15 protein-coding genes are annotated in these 14,307 nt (G+C 62.1%); 5 read left to right on the top strand and 10 right to left on the bottom strand.

Features of this window, described 5'->3' with window-relative positions; genetic code table 11:
* The first annotated feature begins 8 nt into the window (after nt 1-8).
* Entirely contained in the window at nt 9-356 is a 348-nt protein-coding gene (locus ACP_RS14145) for an STAS domain-containing protein (protein ID WP_041839611.1), read from the top strand.
* Nucleotides 357-425: 69 nt separating this feature from the next.
* Here ACP_RS14145 and ACP_RS14140 read toward each other — a convergent pair whose 3' ends face one another.
* Together ACP_RS14140 and otsB are read right to left on the bottom strand one after the other, a co-directional pair.
* Nucleotides 426-1,889 carry an alpha,alpha-trehalose-phosphate synthase (UDP-forming) gene (locus tag ACP_RS14140; protein ID WP_015898022.1) on the bottom strand — a complete coding sequence of 488 codons (1,464 nt, stop codon included), beginning with the start codon at nt 1,887-1,889 and terminating at the stop codon, nt 426-428.
* On the bottom strand, nt 1,886-2,713 hold the full coding sequence (gene otsB, locus ACP_RS14135) for a trehalose-phosphatase (RefSeq protein ID WP_083770622.1): 828 nt from the start codon (nt 2,711-2,713) through the stop codon (nt 1,886-1,888). Before otsB ends, ACP_RS14140 begins: the two co-directional genes overlap by 4 nt.
* Before the next feature lie 164 nt (nt 2,714-2,877).
* Between otsB and ACP_RS14130 the strand changes: the two genes are divergently transcribed.
* Nucleotides 2,878-3,846 (top strand): dihydroorotate dehydrogenase, encoded by a 969-nt coding sequence (locus tag ACP_RS14130; RefSeq protein ID WP_238525569.1) that lies wholly within the window; start codon nt 2,878-2,880, stop codon nt 3,844-3,846.
* Between the two features lie 74 nt (nt 3,847-3,920).
* Here ACP_RS14130 and ACP_RS14125 read toward each other — a convergent pair whose 3' ends face one another.
* The 4 genes from ACP_RS14125 to ACP_RS14110 form a co-directional block, all read right to left on the bottom strand.
* Nucleotides 3,921-4,391: a hypothetical protein gene (locus ACP_RS14125; protein ID WP_015898019.1), complete on the bottom strand. Its 471-nt coding sequence runs from the start codon at nt 4,389-4,391 to the stop codon at nt 3,921-3,923.
* 92 nt (nt 4,392-4,483) lie between these two features.
* A complete protein-coding gene (locus tag ACP_RS14120) occupies nt 4,484-5,470 on the bottom strand; it encodes an MBL fold metallo-hydrolase (RefSeq protein WP_015898018.1) in 987 nt (328 codons plus the stop codon).
* Between the two features lie 70 nt (nt 5,471-5,540).
* Nucleotides 5,541-6,395 (bottom strand): 3-hydroxybutyryl-CoA dehydrogenase, encoded by an 855-nt coding sequence (locus tag ACP_RS14115; protein ID WP_015898017.1) that lies wholly within the window; start codon nt 6,393-6,395, stop codon nt 5,541-5,543.
* A gap of 99 nt (nt 6,396-6,494) precedes the next feature.
* On the bottom strand, nt 6,495-7,169 hold the full coding sequence (locus ACP_RS14110; protein ID WP_041839610.1) for a Dph6-related ATP pyrophosphatase: 675 nt from the start codon (nt 7,167-7,169) through the stop codon (nt 6,495-6,497).
* A gap of 46 nt (nt 7,170-7,215) precedes the next feature.
* Here ACP_RS14110 and yihA point away from each other — a divergent pair, with 46 nt between their 5' ends.
* Nucleotides 7,216-7,851, top strand: a complete 636-nt coding sequence (gene yihA, locus ACP_RS14105) for a ribosome biogenesis GTP-binding protein YihA/YsxC (protein ID WP_015898015.1) — start codon at nt 7,216-7,218, stop codon at nt 7,849-7,851.
* Here yihA and ACP_RS17465 read toward each other — a convergent pair.
* Genes ACP_RS17465 through ACP_RS14080 form a run of 4 tightly spaced genes read right to left on the bottom strand, consistent with a single transcriptional unit; the run spans nt 7,848 to nt 11,926 of the window.
* Nucleotides 7,848-8,603, bottom strand: a complete 756-nt coding sequence (locus ACP_RS17465; RefSeq protein WP_052294828.1) for a urocanate hydratase family protein — start codon at nt 8,601-8,603, stop codon at nt 7,848-7,850. The genes yihA and ACP_RS17465 overlap by 4 nt on opposite strands.
* 45 nt (nt 8,604-8,648) lie before the next feature.
* The gene (locus ACP_RS14090) at nt 8,649-9,053 is read right to left on the bottom strand and encodes a type II secretion system protein (RefSeq protein ID WP_015898013.1); all 405 of its coding nucleotides are present in this window, start codon (nt 9,051-9,053) and stop codon (nt 8,649-8,651) included.
* A gap of 2 nt (nt 9,054-9,055) precedes the next feature.
* Nucleotides 9,056-9,562 (bottom strand): type II secretion system protein, encoded by a 507-nt coding sequence (locus ACP_RS14085; protein WP_015898012.1) that lies wholly within the window; start codon nt 9,560-9,562, stop codon nt 9,056-9,058.
* 3 nt (nt 9,563-9,565) lie between these two features.
* The gene (locus tag ACP_RS14080) at nt 9,566-11,926 is read right to left on the bottom strand and encodes a secretin N-terminal domain-containing protein (RefSeq protein WP_015898011.1); all 2,361 of its coding nucleotides are present in this window, start codon (nt 11,924-11,926) and stop codon (nt 9,566-9,568) included.
* Nucleotides 11,927-12,114: 188 nt separating this feature from the next.
* Here ACP_RS14080 and smpB point away from each other — a divergent pair, with 188 nt between their 5' ends.
* Together smpB and ACP_RS14070 are read left to right on the top strand one after the other, a co-directional pair.
* Entirely contained in the window at nt 12,115-12,645 is a 531-nt protein-coding gene (smpB, locus tag ACP_RS14075; RefSeq protein WP_015898010.1) for an SsrA-binding protein SmpB, read from the top strand.
* A 74-nt stretch (nt 12,646-12,719) separates the two neighbouring features.
* Entirely contained in the window at nt 12,720-14,243 is a 1,524-nt protein-coding gene (locus ACP_RS14070; protein WP_015898009.1) for a leucyl aminopeptidase, read from the top strand.
* The last annotated feature ends 64 nt before the right edge of the window (nt 14,244-14,307 follow it).

Below are 14,307 nucleotides of genomic sequence, written 5' to 3'. Positions count from 1 at the left end.
TTTTTTCTGTGAGCATGAAAGTGACCACCCGTCAGGTGGATGGAGTTACGATTCTCGACCTTAGCGGCCGCATCACCCTGGGGGAAGGCAGTGTGCAGCTTCGCGATGCCGTTCGCGATCTGCTGGCCAAGGGACAGAAGCAGATTCTGTTGAACCTGGGCGATGTGAACTACATCGATAGCTCGGGCATTGGCGAGTTGGTGAGCGCCTTTACCACCGTGCACAACCAGGGCGGCGACCTGAAGCTGCTGAATCTGACCAAGAAGGTCCACGACCTGCTGCAGATCACCAAGCTCTACACCGTCTTCGACATCAAGGACGACGAAGCCAGCGCCATCGCCTCTTTCGCCCGCTAGTCTTCACTGATTCCTGTTTCCAGCGAAGGGCTGCCGCAACCGGCAGCCTTTCGCTCTTTCCAGGCGCTTTTACTTCGAGCGTGCAGAGCCGTGATTCGAGCGCGTCGAGCCGTGATGGTTCACGTGCTCAATGACCTGCATGAATTCATTCACCCAGCGATGCACGTTGGCATGCTTGAGAAAACGCCGCAACTTGCGCATGCGCTCCTGCTGCTGATTCAGGGGCATCTCCAGCGCCTGTTCAAGCGCCCCGGCCACGCCTTCCAGGTCAAACGGATTCACCAGCAGCGCTCCGCGATACATCTCGGCCGCGGCCCCGGCAAACTCGCTCAGCACCAGCACGCCATGGTCATCGATGCGCGTGGCGCAGAATTCTTTCGCCACAAGGTTCATGCCGTCTTTGAGAGGCGTCACCAGCGCCACATTGGCAGCGCGATAGAGCGCCAGCAGCTCCTCGCGGGGAATGGAGCGGTGAATGTAGTGAATCGGCACCCAGCCCGGCTGCGTGAATTCGCCGTTGATGCTCGCCACCAGGTGCTCAATGCGCGCCTTGAGCGCCTCATAGCCGGGAATATTCTGCCGGCTCGGCACCACGATCTGCACCAGCCGCACGCGGCCCACCAGATCCGGCCGCCGGCGCAGCAGTGCCCCATAAGCGCGCAGCCGGTGCGGAATGCCCTTGGTGTAATCCTGCCGGTCCACGCCAAAGATCATCTGCCCCATGCCCATGCGCGCAATGATCGACCGCGTGCGCTCTTCCACCTCCGGCTCCCGGGCGGCCTGCGCAAACTCCTCAAAGTCGATCGAGATGGGAAAGTCCTGAATGACAATCCGGCGCCCCTGAAACATCACGTGATGCGCCGTGTGCGTCGAGGTCATCACGGCCTCGGGAACCAGCCGACGAAGGCAGCTTACCAGGTTGCGCGTGTCCCGCTCGGTCTGCAAGCCGATCAGGTCATACTGCAACAGCGAAAGCAGCAGATCGCGCCGCCACGGCAGCTTGGCAAATACGTCATAGGAAGGAAACGGCGTATGCAGAAAGAAGGCGACCCGGCCCTTGCAGCCGCGCTCACGCAGCGCAGCGGCCACGTGCATCAACTGGTAATCATGCACCCATAGCGTCTGATCGCCGCGATAGACGCTCATCACCGCATCGGCAAACTTGGCGTTGACCTTGCGGTAAAACTCCCAGTAGGCCGGCTCAAAGCGGCACTCGCCAATGAAATCATGGAAGAGCGGCCAGAGCACCTGGTTGGAAAAACCCTCGTAGAAGTTGCGGTCTTCCTGCTCGGTCACATAGATCGGCACGCAGGCGAATCCCTCATTGCGCGCTTCCTGCTGGAGCAGTTCCGTCGCGTGCTCGTCTTCATGCGTGCCGGCATTGCCGATCCACACGCCGCCCTTGTCCCTGAGAATCGGCAGCAACGCCGTCACCAGCCCGCCGCTGCTGCGCCGGGCCTTCGCCACGCCCTGATCGTGCTTGATCGACAGCGGCAGGCGATTCGAAACAATCACCACTTCGCGTTCTTTCATGCGATGCTCTCTTTCGTATGTTCCAGCCAGCGGTCAAGGAAGCGAATCAGCTCGCCGGGCGGCGTCAGATGAAACTTCGCGCAACTCTCGCGTGCTTCCGGCCGCACCAGGATGCCCAGTCCGCGCTCCCCGAGCACGGCAAACCCGTCTTCATCGGTCCAGTCATCGCCCAGAAACGCAGCCGGTGCGTCGTCCGGCTCCTCGGCCAGAATCTCCGCCACCACCTGCCCCTTGGTGCGCGAGCGCGACCGCAGCTCAATGCCGGACTCAAAGGGCATCATCTCGAGCGTGGCCGGGGCCTGCACGCTCGCAAAATAGGCCTCGGCGGCGTTCCGGATCGACCGCTGCGCCTCTTCCGGCAGACCGCGCCAGTGAACTGCCAGCGCCGTCGGCTTATGCTCCAACTGGTGTCCCCAGCCGCGCGCCGCCATCTCCTTCGCGAGTCCATCCACCACCTGCCGCTCCGCAGGATTCAGATCCACCACGCGATAACTGCCGTCGTGATCCAGGTGCTCGCGGCCATGCGATCCCCACATTTCCACCGGCTGCCGCAGCGGCAGCAGTTGCTTGAGGTCTTCAATCTGTCGGCCGCTGATGATCACCACCCGTCCCTGGGAGCGATCGGCCAGCGCCTCCAGCCGCTCGGAAACTCCCGCATACGGCACGGCCTGCATACGGTCCTGATGAAAGGGAGCCAGCGTGCCGTCATAATCCAGCAGCAACAGCCAACGGCGGCTCTGTTGCAGCATTTCCCAGAATTTCGCCTGCGCGGGGGCTCCTTCCCAGCCGGCAGGCAAGGTGTGGCAACTCAATTTTGTCGTCATTTCTTTACTTGGATGCAATAAATGAGGCAACCATTCCCCTCAGGCGGGCAAAAACTCCCGCGGATTTACACTCAATTAGCAATGAATTTGTCTCCCACCCATTTTCGCGCATCGATTCACGCCGTAGCCGGTCCACCGAAACCGCCCTCACAGGAAGCTCGCGCATGACCGCCGAAAAAAGCTCGCAACCCGGCACACACGCTCATTCCCACACAGTGGACATGCGTGTGACGGTCGCCGGCATTGAGTTCGCCAATCCGGTCATCGCCGCCAGCGGAACCTTTGCCTACGGCATCGAGTTTGAAGACATTGTTTCGCTGGATCGCATCGGCGGCTTCGTCACCAAAGGCATCTCGCGCGAACCCATGGCCGGCAACGCCGCGCCCCGGCTCATTGAGACCTCCGCCGGAATGATCAATGCCATCGGCCTGCAAAATATCGGTGTCGAGGCCTTTCTGCGCGACAAACTGCCTCCGCTCGCCCGCTATAAATGCGCCGTCATCGTGAACGTCTTCGGCTATCAGGTCGAGGATTATGTCGCTGTCATCCGCAAGCTGAACGAGGCCGAGGGCATTGCGGCCTACGAGATCAATGCCTCCTGCCCCAACACAAAGCACGGCGGCATGGCATTTGGCGCGGACCACGGCGCGCTGGCCGAACTGGTCGCACATTGCCGCCACTACTCCCGGCGGCCGGTCATTGTGAAGCTCTCGCCCAACGTCACTTCCATCGCGGCCATGGCGCGCTGTGCGGAATCCTCGGGCGCAGACGCCATTTCGCTGGTAAACACCTTCGTCTCACTCGCGATCGACGTCGAGACCCGCCAGCCCCGCATCCGCAACATCACTGGAGGGCTCTCCGGCCCGGCCATCAAGCCCATTGCCGTTCGCATGGTCTGGGAGGCGGCGCAGGCCGTCAAAATTCCGGTCATCGGCATGGGCGGCATCGCCACGGCAGAAGATGCCGTCGAATTCCTGCTGGCCGGGGCCACCGCCGTGCAGGTCGGCACGGCCAGCTATGCCGATCCACGCGCGATTGAGAATATCAGCCACTCGCTCGCGCACTGGTGCGCCCGGCGGCACATTGCCCGGGTCTCAGAGTTGACCGGAGCGATGGAACTGCCCACAAAGTGAGCAGTGAGACAAGCGCAAAAGCGCAAAAAGTCCGGGATCAGTCCCGGCCCTTTTCATTTCATCGAAATCTTGACTTAGAAAGCGCCGCGCTGAAAGCGGCTGCGCCACTCTTCCGGCAGGCGTGCCTGCAGCACCCGGGCCTGCGCCAGCGCCACTCCGGTCAGGTACATGGGGGCCGGCGTTGCCACGGCCACCAGCAGCCATGCCAGCAGCGAAACCAGCAGCCCTGCCAACGCCACCACCTGCAGCGTGAGCACCACAGCTATGTGCTGAATGTGAAAGATGAAGAGGGCAAAGGTCCTGAGCGGCTCGACCTTGTGGATGATCGCCAAAGCCAGCACAAACAACACACTCGACAGCGTGGTGACGCCAATCAGCACCACGTCAATGGCGCGATGCAGGCGTTGCCGCGACCGGCAAAATTGGCAGGTGGCAAGATGCTCTTCGTAATCGGTCCGCATCTCGGGCACAATTCCGGAGATGTCATAGCGCCAACTGGAAAGAATGTCGCCAACTACGGGATCGTTACAAGTCTTCATTGCCATATCACCCTCCTTGCAAGCTCAACCTGCTCTGCACGGCGTGAAAAAACGCCGGGAAGTTTCAGGAGGGGCATGGATAAGACTACCATTTTTGATCACAAAACAATAGGGTCCAGCGGCGCATGCTGCTCCGCCAGAAGTAACTTGTTTGCCAACAGGCTCATGTGGTTTCGAAGGGCCTGTTCCGCCGCCACCCTGGCCAGTTCCGGCATGTTGTTGCTCTCTGACAAATGCGCCAGCACCACATAAGCCGCCTGGCCGTCATAGGAGTTCTCCAGAAAGTCCGCCGCAGCGGCATTCGAGAGATGCCCCACCCGGGACATGACACGCTGCTTCACCGACCATGGATAGGGGCCGTCACGCAGCATATCCACGTCATGATTGGCTTCGAGCAGCAGCACATCACACTTTTTGAGATGAGCATGCACGTTGGGCGGGATGTACCCAAGGTCGGTCGCGAAACCTAATCGCACTCCCTCAACCTCAAAAACGAACCCCACCGGATCGACCGCATCGTGCGGAATGGTAAAAGGCCGAACCGCAATATCGCCGATGCAGAAGTCCGCGCCCGCCCGAAAGTACTCGACGCCCGGCAGCTCGCAGGGGTCTTTCTCCGGCTTGCTAGGCTCGGGGGCTTCCAGCTCGGCCTTGCTCTGGGCTGCTGCTGCCAGGTCGAGGGTCAGTTCCTCGCGCTCTTCCTGCGCCGCGTCTTGCGCCTCGTCGCCGTCGCTGGCCGGCTCCTTGCCGGCAGCGGTCATTGCCTTCTGCTGCTCCAGCCACTCGGCATAGGTGAGCCGTTTCCGGGGAGTCATCCAGCGCATCCAGGCGCGATGCGTGGCCTCAGTGAAATAAACAGGGATGCCCAGCTTGCGCGCCGTGACGGCGAGGCCCTGCACGTGATCCTGATGCTCATGCGTGATGAGGATGGCGTCGAGATCTTCAATGCTCTCGCCCATCGCCCGCATGCGCTTGAAAATCTCGCGGCACGACAGCCCTGCATCCACCAGCAGACGGGTGCGGCTGCTCGCCACCAGGGTGCTGTTGCCCTTGGAACCGCTGGCGAGTACTGTCATCCGAACCATAGCTTTGAGGATACGCCTGTTCGGTGTGAATCCAGCCGCCGAATTCCGGCCCCGCATCCCGGCGGCCACCTCACTCGTAGCGGAAGAATCCGCGCCCGCTCTTGCGCCCCATCCATCCGGCATCCACCATGCGAATCAGCAGCGGGCATGGGCGGTATTTCGGGTCGCCGAGCCCTTCGAGCAGCACGCGCATGATGTCGAGACACACATCGAGCCCGATGAAATCCGCCAGCGTCAGCGGCCCCATCGGATGCGCCATGCCAAGCTGAAATACCTGGTCCACGGCCTCGGGTGTAGCGACGCCCTCCATCACGGCATACATGGCCTCGTTGAGTAGCGGCATCAGCACCCGGTTGGAGACGAAGCCCGCGGCATCATTCACCTCGACCGGCGTCTTGCCGAGCTTTTCCGAGAGAGCCTTCACCGTATCGAACGTCGCCTGAGAGGTTGCCAGTCCGCGAATCACCTCCACCAGCTTCATCACCGGCACGGGATTGAAGAAGTGCATCCCGATCACCTGCTCCGGCCGGCCGGTGAAGGCAGCGAGCTTCGTGATCGAGATGGACGAGGTATTGCTCGCCAGAATCACCCCGGCCGGCGCGATGCGGTCAAGATCTTCAAAGATCTGCCGCTTCACCTCCAGACGCTCCGTCGCGGCTTCCACAATCAGATCGCAGTCGGCAAGCGCTCCCCGGTCGAGCGTCCCGGCAATGCGCGCCAGCGCCGCGTCGGCATCCTGCTGCGAGAGCTTGCCCTTGCTCACTTCGCGGCCGAGGTTCTTGCGGATGGTCTCGGTCCCGCGATCCAGAAAGCGCTGCTCCACCTCGCACAGCCGCACGTCAAATCCGCTTCTGGCAAAGACATGCGCAATGCCATTGCCCATGGTACCGGCGCCCAGCACCCCCACCCGTTTCACTTCGCTCACGCGATTGCTCCTTGTCGCAAATGTTCTCAGACGGCCCGGTTCAGACTCGTCAAAACAGGTGAGTGTATCAGTGAGGGAGCCAGGTGCGCGAGGCCACCCTCAAGCGCCGCGCAGTTTCACATCCGCAAACACAAAGCCGTCGCGCTCCACCACTTCCCCGCTCTCTATCAGAATCTCCTCGCGAAACATCGGCCCGGCATACACAAAGCTGTGAAATTCGCCGCGCTCGCCGCATGGGTCCACCTCCGGCGGCAACTCGGCGAGCAGCGCCGCATCCAGATCGCGCCCGGCAAATTCCTTGCCCAGCTTGCGCGGATCGACGCAGACCAGCCGAGTCTTCACACCCGCCGCGATCATCTCTTCAGCCAGCGCGCGCGTATCCAGTCCCCACAGCGGAAAGACCGGCTCCAGCCCTGTTCCAGCCAGCTTATCGATGCGGTATTGGCGCACGTCCTCGAGAAAAAGGTCGCCGAAGGCCATCGCCTCCACGCCCTCGTCACGCGCCTGCGCACAGGCCCCGGCCATGGCCGCCTCGTATTGCTCATTGCTGCAAGGCCATGGCAGCGGAACCGTCACCAGAGGCAGTCCCGCGGAGGCGGCCTGCGCCTCCACCAGCGCCCGGCGCGTGCTGTGCATGGCCACGCGATCAAAGTGGCCGTTCAACGTGGTGAGCAGTCCCACCACCTCTACATCGCCCTGTTGCCGCAGCATATGCAGAGCCCACGCGCTGTCTTTTCCGCTGCTCCAGCTCAACCAGACTCGTTTGCGTTTCACCGCTTCAGGGTATCGTGAAGCCGCGAACTCTATACTGATAGGACACATGCAGGTTTATCCCAAATTTATGCGCTCGGCGATGGCTACCGAGCATTTCCCGCCAGTCACCGCGCCGGAGTTCGCCTTCCTGGGCCGCTCCAACGTGGGCAAATCGAGCCTCATCAACGCGCTGCTCGGCTCAAAACAGGCCAAGGTCTCGTCCACGCCGGGGCGCACGCGCGCCATCAACTTCTTCAGCCTCACCACCTCGCCGGAGCGGCAGCAGCCGAACTTCCTCTTTGCCGATCTGCCGGGCTACGGTTACGCCAAGATTTCGAAATCCATCTCCGCCGAGTGGCCCAAGTTCATCGAGCCTTACCTCGCCGAACGGCCCAGCCTTGCGCTGTGCCTGTGCCTGGTGGACAGCAACATTCCGCCGCAGCCCAGCGACGCGCAACTGACGGAGTTCCTGCGCAGCATCGGACGGCCCTATCTCGTCGTGGCCACCAAGGCCGACCGCCTCTCAGGCAATGGACGCACCAAGGCCAAACAAACCCTGAGCCGCGCGCTCGAAGCAGAAAATCTGCTGCTGTGCTCGGCGAAGACCGGCCTGGGAATGAAAGAACTCTGGGGTGAAATTCATCGCGTGGCCGCCGAAGCAACCGAGGCCATGAAGCAGAACCAGCGCCCGCCGTCGGCCTAAGCTTCCGCCCGCACTTCGATCTGCGCGGCCAGCGCCACATCCTCAGCCAGCGCGGCCTGAAAGCGCTCAAGCTCTTCCGGATGCATGCGCACACTGCGCTCTGCCGCCAGCTTGCGTCCCAGGTAGCGCGGGGCGCGCTCCAGCCACAAGCGGCGCATGGGCGTCTCTGCCATGCGCGGATCGAGCGCATCCGCCGCCAGATGATCCACCTGTGTGAGAACGTGCAGCGGCACAAAGGCTCCGGCGCTGCGAAAACGCCACAGGACGCGCTGCCCAGCCGGTGCATCCTGATCCGCACCCAGCACCGCCGCGCCGCGCTCCTGAAGGACTGCGGCCGCTCCCTCCATGGCGCCCGCCAGCAAATCGGGCTGCAGGCCTCGCTCCACCATCTGCTGCGCGCAAGCCTCAAGGTCAGCCGCCATGCAGACGGAGACCGGCTGCTTCTTGCGCACTTCATTTTTCAGAATGCGCAGCGCCTCATCGAGATCATTCACCACGAAATCGCAGATGCCGAAGCGCAGCATCTGCTTGGCGCGCTCGCGATCCGCATCGACAGCCAGCACCGCTGCTCCGGCCACACATCCGGCCACCACGCTGGCGATGCCTTGCGGATCGAGGCCAAAGACGGCCATCAGGCGTCCGCCTGCCTGACCCTTCCATTGCGATTGTGAGACACGCATCACGTCCGCGCAGGCATCGTAAGCCTCCGCAACGGCAGGCAGGGCAATATCCAGGGGACAGGCGAGATTCATCGCCTTGATTTTAGGGGATGCGAGACACAACTGGACAGTCTTCGGCTACCAACTGGAGTACGGCTTCCCATTGGACCCCGTAGCATCCGAGCCGCTGTGGACGTCATCAATACCGCTCTGCTCTTCGTTTACATCCATCAAAGTGTCGCTCGAGTCTGTCACCCACGTCTGGCTGGAGTGAGTCATCGGGTCCGTCGGAATCGCGCGCAGATAACCCGCCTGCACCAGGTCGTCGAGCGACTGCGGCGCCTTGCCCTTGTCCATGGTGTAGGCATCGATAGCATCGCGCATGACGTGCAGGTCCTCTTTGAGCGCGGCCTCGCGGGCATTCTGAATCGCCGCCGTAAAGCGCGGCACGGCAATCGCCGTCAGAATCGCGATGATCATCATCACGACAATCAGCTCAATCAGCGTGAAGCCCTGCTCCCGCCTGCGAAGATGTTTCTGCACATTTACCACGTCGAGTATTTTGTCCCGTCCAGCGCTGTTCCGTCTGACAATGAGTACACATCAAAGACATTCTGGCCACCCCAAGAGGTACTGTCCGGGTCGTCCTGCATCGAGCGCATGCCCCACTTGGCGTGACCTGTCATCGGGTCGACAGGAATCTTGCGCAGGAACCGCACCGTCTTGCCCTGAATGTCCACTCCATCCACCAGCTTATGCAGGCTGGGCGGATAGTTCATGCTATCCACCTTGGTCTGAAAGGCGCCCTTGTCGGCGGCGTCATGATACGCATCAATGGCCGCGCGCATCTCCCATAGATCGTGGCGCAGCATCTGCTCTTTTTGCCGCTTGGCCTGAAAGCGCATCATCGGCAGCGCCGCCGCAGCCAGAATCGAGATGATCGTGACGGTCACGATCAGCTCAACCAGCGTCAGCCCGGTCTCGCCGCGGCTAGCCGCGCTCCCGCAGCCTGCTGGCTTGCGCTCTTGTCCGGACTGGAACGGAGAAACCACCTGTTACTGCACCTGCACCACAGCGAGCGAGCCCACGGCGGGCATGGTCTGCTGCTGGCTGTTGCGAATCACGGGCCGCGTAATCTGCACGGTCGCCGCGCCCGGAGCCTTTGCCTTGAAAGTAAGGACGCAGAGATTGCCGCTGCCGCTCACGCCCTTGACACCGGGTGGCCGCGAGGCGGAGATCTCCACATTGCCGCCGCCGTCATCGCGATGCACCAGCGCGACCGCCTGCCCGTCTTTGCCGAGGAAGCTCATCTGCGCTCGCCCGGCCCCTTGCAGATTGACGTTGACCAGGCTTAGACGTGAGGCGTCGTACTTGAGCTTCATCGGCACGGAGTACACATCCCGGCCGCCTTCCATATGCACCGCAAGCTGAAAGGTGCTGCCCGGCTTCACCGTCGTCTGGCTCGGCATGAGCTGCAACAAGGCCGGCGGACCGCTGCTCGCCTCCTGGGTCATCTGCTGCATCGCCTGATGCGCAACGGCCTGGGGCGACGTCTGTGGCTGTGCAGGCTGGGTCACGGAAGATTGCGCCTGTGCAGCTTGTGTTCCCGCGGCCGGGGTCTGCGCCGCGGGGGCAGGCTGTGGAGCGGGTTCCCCCTGGCTGACTGTGCGCACCTGGAAGGCGTCACTGGTGCCGGTATCAATCGGCTGCAGATCATTGGGATTCGTCGTCGGCGCGCTCACCACATGCGGAATCAGCAGAATGACCAGGTCATCTTTCGAGACGGTATGATCATGCACGCCAAAGATGTATTTGAGCAGCGGCAGTTCTGACAGCCCCGGCGTGCCGCTCAGCGAATTGCTGGTCTGTACCTGCCGGATGCCGCCAATCAGATTGGCTTCGCCGTTCTTGAGGCGAATCGTTTCGTCGGCCACGCGCTGCGTGATGATCGGCTCATCGACGCCTCCCAGATTCTCGGTGCCGTTGGTCGAGGAGACGTCAATCTTCACCTTCATCGACACATCGCGGTCAGAGAGCACGGTGGGTTTCACGTCAATGTTCACGCCCACGTCAAGGTACTGGAACTGCGTGTTGACAAGCGAGCTGACGATGGCCGTGGCCGCGCCGGTCTGGTAAGAGCCAGTGGCGACGGGCAGCTTCTCGCCGATCTTCAACTGCGCGTCCTGACCGTCCGAGGCGCGAATGCGCGGCTCCTGGATGATCTGCGTATCGGTATTGGTCAGCAGCAGATCGGCCTCCGCCTGACCGATGGTGACGGCAAAGTTATTCGAGTTCAGGTGAGCAAGATTGTTGAGCGTCAGGCTGCTCGAAGTCGAACTGGAACTTGAGCTGGAACTGCTGCTCGAAGACGAACTGGAACTGCTGCTCGACGTCGATGCCTGCAGGTTCACCGTCGCGGTCTGAGGCAACTGCAGACCGATCTTGCGCTCGAAGTTGCGGCTCACTTCCAGCACCGCCACATCCACCAGTACCTCGGGCTTAGGCTGATCGAGCTGGCCGATCAACTGGCGCGCGAGCAACAGCTCATCCGGCGTGGCGCGCATCACAATCGCATTCTGGCTGGCCACCCCAAAGATGTGCGCGGTCTGGAAGACGTTGCGCAGCGCAGTCTGAATATCCGTGAAGTCGCTCTGCTGCGTCACGTTGTGCAGGTAAAAGGTCTGCACGGCCTGGTCTTCCAACTGCATGCGCTTGGCGCGCGTGTCTGCAGCGACAAAAATTGTGTTGGGCGTGATGACGCGGTAGAAGGTATTCGAAACGGTCGAGATAATGCGCAACGCCTGCTGCAGCGTGGTATTGGCCAGGTCCACCTGAATGCGCTTCGAAACGTAATCCGGATCAAAGAGCACATTGATGCCGGCAGCCTTGCCTACCGTCTCGTAAATAACCTTGCTGTCCTGCACCATGTGCAGCGTCAGCGGCTCATTGGCAATCGGCTTGAGCTGCAGCGGCGGCGCGAGCTGGGCAAAGGCCTCTCCAGCCGTGCGCGGAGATTCACTGTTGCTGTGATTCGCAACCGCATTGATCTTGTTCCGCAGCGCGGCAATGTCCTGCGTGGCCAGCTCGTTGCTCGGGTCGATGGTGAGCGCCTGCATGAACTCAGCCAGCGCGCCGGAGTTGTCGCCCAGCTTCTCCAGTTGCTCGCCATGCTGCACATGCTGGGCCGCTACCGGAAACAGCACGCGCTCATACGCCACGCGATAGCGTTCGTCCGAGGGCTTTTTCTTATAGGCCTGGGAGTAGTCGTCGTAGGCCGCCTGCAGGTCGCCACGATTTTCGGCCTTCTGGCCTTGCTTGTACAAACGGTGCGCGGACTGAGCCTGCGCGCGTGGGGCGGCCGCAAAAATCAGGACCAGGCTGAGAGCAAGGGCAAATGCGAGCGTGCTGCGCTTCATGAAACTCCAGATTCGATAAGACTTCCGCGGCTCCTGTTCCGCGGCCGGCTGACGATTGTTCTTAGTATTGCATCCTGGCTGCTCGCGGCCGCATCCACTGAAGGCAATTCCCGCTCCTGCTGCAGCCCCGGCACTGCGAGAAGATGCAAAGCCCCTGCATGCTAGCATGAGAAATTGCACCCAGAGCCATGGCAAAGCATACGACCATCCAGACACAACCGGCTCCCAGCGCCAAGCCGAAGCCCCGCGACCCCGTCGCGGCCGGCGAGCGGGACGCGGCTCAGAACCGGGCGGCGAGCCACAATTACTTCCTGCTCGAAAAGTACGAAGCCGGCGTGGCGCTGCGCGGAACCGAGGTGAAGTCGATCCGCGAGGGCAAGGCCAACCTCAAAGACGCTTACGGTCTTATCAAGGATGGCGAAGCCTTTCTGCTCAATGCTCATATCGGGCCATACTCCCACGGAAACTACACGAATCACGAAGCTCTGCGCACCCGCAAGCTGCTGCTGAACCAGACAGAACTCAAGAAACTATGGGGAAAGACGCAGCAGAAGGGATTCACGCTCATCCCGACGCGGCTTTATTTCCGTAACGGGCGCGTGAAGTGCGAGTTGGCCGTGGCCAAGGGCAAACAGGACTGGGACAAGCGGGAAACCGAGCGCAAACGCGAGGCCGACCGCGAAGCCCGCGCCGCCATCGACCGCAGCAAGAAGGCCTGAGCCGGGGAAGTTGTCAGTCCCCAGTCATCAGTCCCCAGTGGCCGGGCTGCTGCCGTCATAAGATGGGAGTGACCATGAAAACCACCCTCGTTTCGACTCCTCTCGCTCAACTTGAGACCGAACTTCTGGCTGTCTTTGCCACCGATACGGCCCCTGCCGCAGACATGGCCAACGGAACGCAGGCCTCGCCTCAAGTCCAACTGCTGACCCGCGACGCTGCGCTCGATGCCGCAGTGAAAACCATTCTGGCCAGCGGCGACTTCAAAGCTGAGGCCAACGAGACCCTGCTGATCCATGCGCCGCAAGGGATGGCTGCGCGGCGTCTGCTGCTGGTGGGTGCCGGCAAACAGGCCCGGTTCACCGTGCATGCATTGCGCAAGGCCGCAGGCAGCGCCGTTCGCGCCGCCCGGGCAAAGAACATTCGTGAGGCCACGCTCGCTATCCCTCAGTCCCAGGGATTGGACGTGACGGCCACGGCACGCGCGCTGGGCCATGGCGCGGCCGTCGCCGATTTTGATCCGGACTTCTACCGCTCTGACCGCAAGGACAAGAGCCTGCAATCGCTGACGCTGGCGCTGCCGGAAGCCACAGACGCGAACGCCGCCGAAGCCGGACTGCGCGAAGGCATCGCGCTGGGCGAGTCGCAAAACCTCACCCGCACGCTGGTCAATGAGCCGGGCAATCGCCTGACGCCCACCCTCCTCGGCGAGCAGGCGAAGAAGATGTGTGCCGAGCAAGGCCTGCGCTGCCAGGTCTACAGCAGCGAGAAGCTGCATGAGCTGAAGATGGGCTCTTTCTGGAGCGTGACGCAGGGCTCCGACGAGCCGCCCGCGCTGATCGTGATGGAGTACACGCCGGAGGGCGCGGCCGAAGGCCCCGTGCTCGGGCTGGTGGGCAAGGGCATCACCTTTGACTCGGGCGGCCTCTCGCTCAAGCCCGCCGACAGCATGGAGAAGATGAAATATGACATGGCGGGCGCGGCGGCCATGATCGGCGCCATGCGCGCCATCGCTCTGCTCAAGCCCCGTATCAAAGTCATCAGCGTCATCTGCTCGGCTGAGAACATGCCCTCCGGCAAGGCGCAGAAGCCCGGCGACGTACAGATTTCGATGATCGGCAAGTCCATCGAGGTACTCAACACCGATGCCGAAGGCCGCCTGGTGCTGGCCGACGGCCTCGCATACGCTAAGCAGCTCGGCGCAACCCACCTCATTGACGCGGCCACGCTCACCGGCGCGGTGATGGTGGCGCTGGGTGGCGTGAATGCGGGCGTGTTCTGCAACGACGAAGAGGCCTGGCAACACTTCGAGGCAGCACTCGGCCAGTCGGGCGAAAAGTTCTGGCGTCTGCCCCTCGACGAGGAATACCGCGAGATGCTGCGCTCCCCCATCGCCGACATCAAGAACGTCGGCGGCCGTTATGGCGGCGCCAGCACGGCGGCAATGTTCCTGAAAGAGTTTGTCGGCGACACGCCCTGGGTGCATCTCGATATCGCGGGCACGGCCTGGATGGACGAGGCCAAGCCCTGGATGTCGAGCGGACCAAGCGGCATCGCCATGCCCAGCATTGTGGAGTGGGTGCGCAGCTTCGCCCGATAGACTCTCCACAAAATGCAGTTACGAGCCGGGAAGGTGCCTTCCCGGCTCGCAGTCTTTAGGCCCC

Source organism: Acidobacterium capsulatum ATCC 51196 (assembly GCF_000022565.1).
In the GTDB taxonomy this organism is placed as follows: domain Bacteria; phylum Acidobacteriota; class Terriglobia; order Terriglobales; family Acidobacteriaceae; genus Acidobacterium; species Acidobacterium capsulatum.
The sequence above is the reverse complement of the archived record's forward strand: the minus strand, read 5'-3'. Positions and strand labels throughout refer to the sequence as shown.

Coding starts and splice junctions, on each gene's coding strand:
- ACP_RS14140 (WP_015898022.1), bottom strand. CDS start 1,889: ATGAAAGAACGCGAAGTGGTGATTGTTTCGAATCGCCTGCCGCTGTCG.
- otsB (WP_083770622.1), bottom strand. CDS start 2,713: ATGACGACAAAATTGAGTTGCCACACCTTGCCTGCCGGCTGGGAAGGA.
- ACP_RS14130 (WP_238525569.1), top strand. CDS start 2,878: ATGACCGCCGAAAAAAGCTCGCAACCCGGCACACACGCTCATTCCCAC.
- ACP_RS14125 (WP_015898019.1), bottom strand. CDS start 4,391: ATGGCAATGAAGACTTGTAACGATCCCGTAGTTGGCGACATTCTTTCC.
- ACP_RS14120 (WP_015898018.1), bottom strand. CDS start 5,470: ATGGTTCGGATGACAGTACTCGCCAGCGGTTCCAAGGGCAACAGCACC.
- yihA (WP_015898015.1), top strand. CDS start 7,216: ATGCAGGTTTATCCCAAATTTATGCGCTCGGCGATGGCTACCGAGCAT.
- ACP_RS17465 (WP_052294828.1), bottom strand. CDS start 8,603: ATGAATCTCGCCTGTCCCCTGGATATTGCCCTGCCTGCCGTTGCGGAG.
- ACP_RS14080 (WP_015898011.1), bottom strand. CDS start 11,926: ATGAAGCGCAGCACGCTCGCATTTGCCCTTGCTCTCAGCCTGGTCCTG.
- smpB (WP_015898010.1), top strand. CDS start 12,115: ATGGCAAAGCATACGACCATCCAGACACAACCGGCTCCCAGCGCCAAG.
- ACP_RS14070 (WP_015898009.1), top strand. CDS start 12,720: ATGAAAACCACCCTCGTTTCGACTCCTCTCGCTCAACTTGAGACCGAA.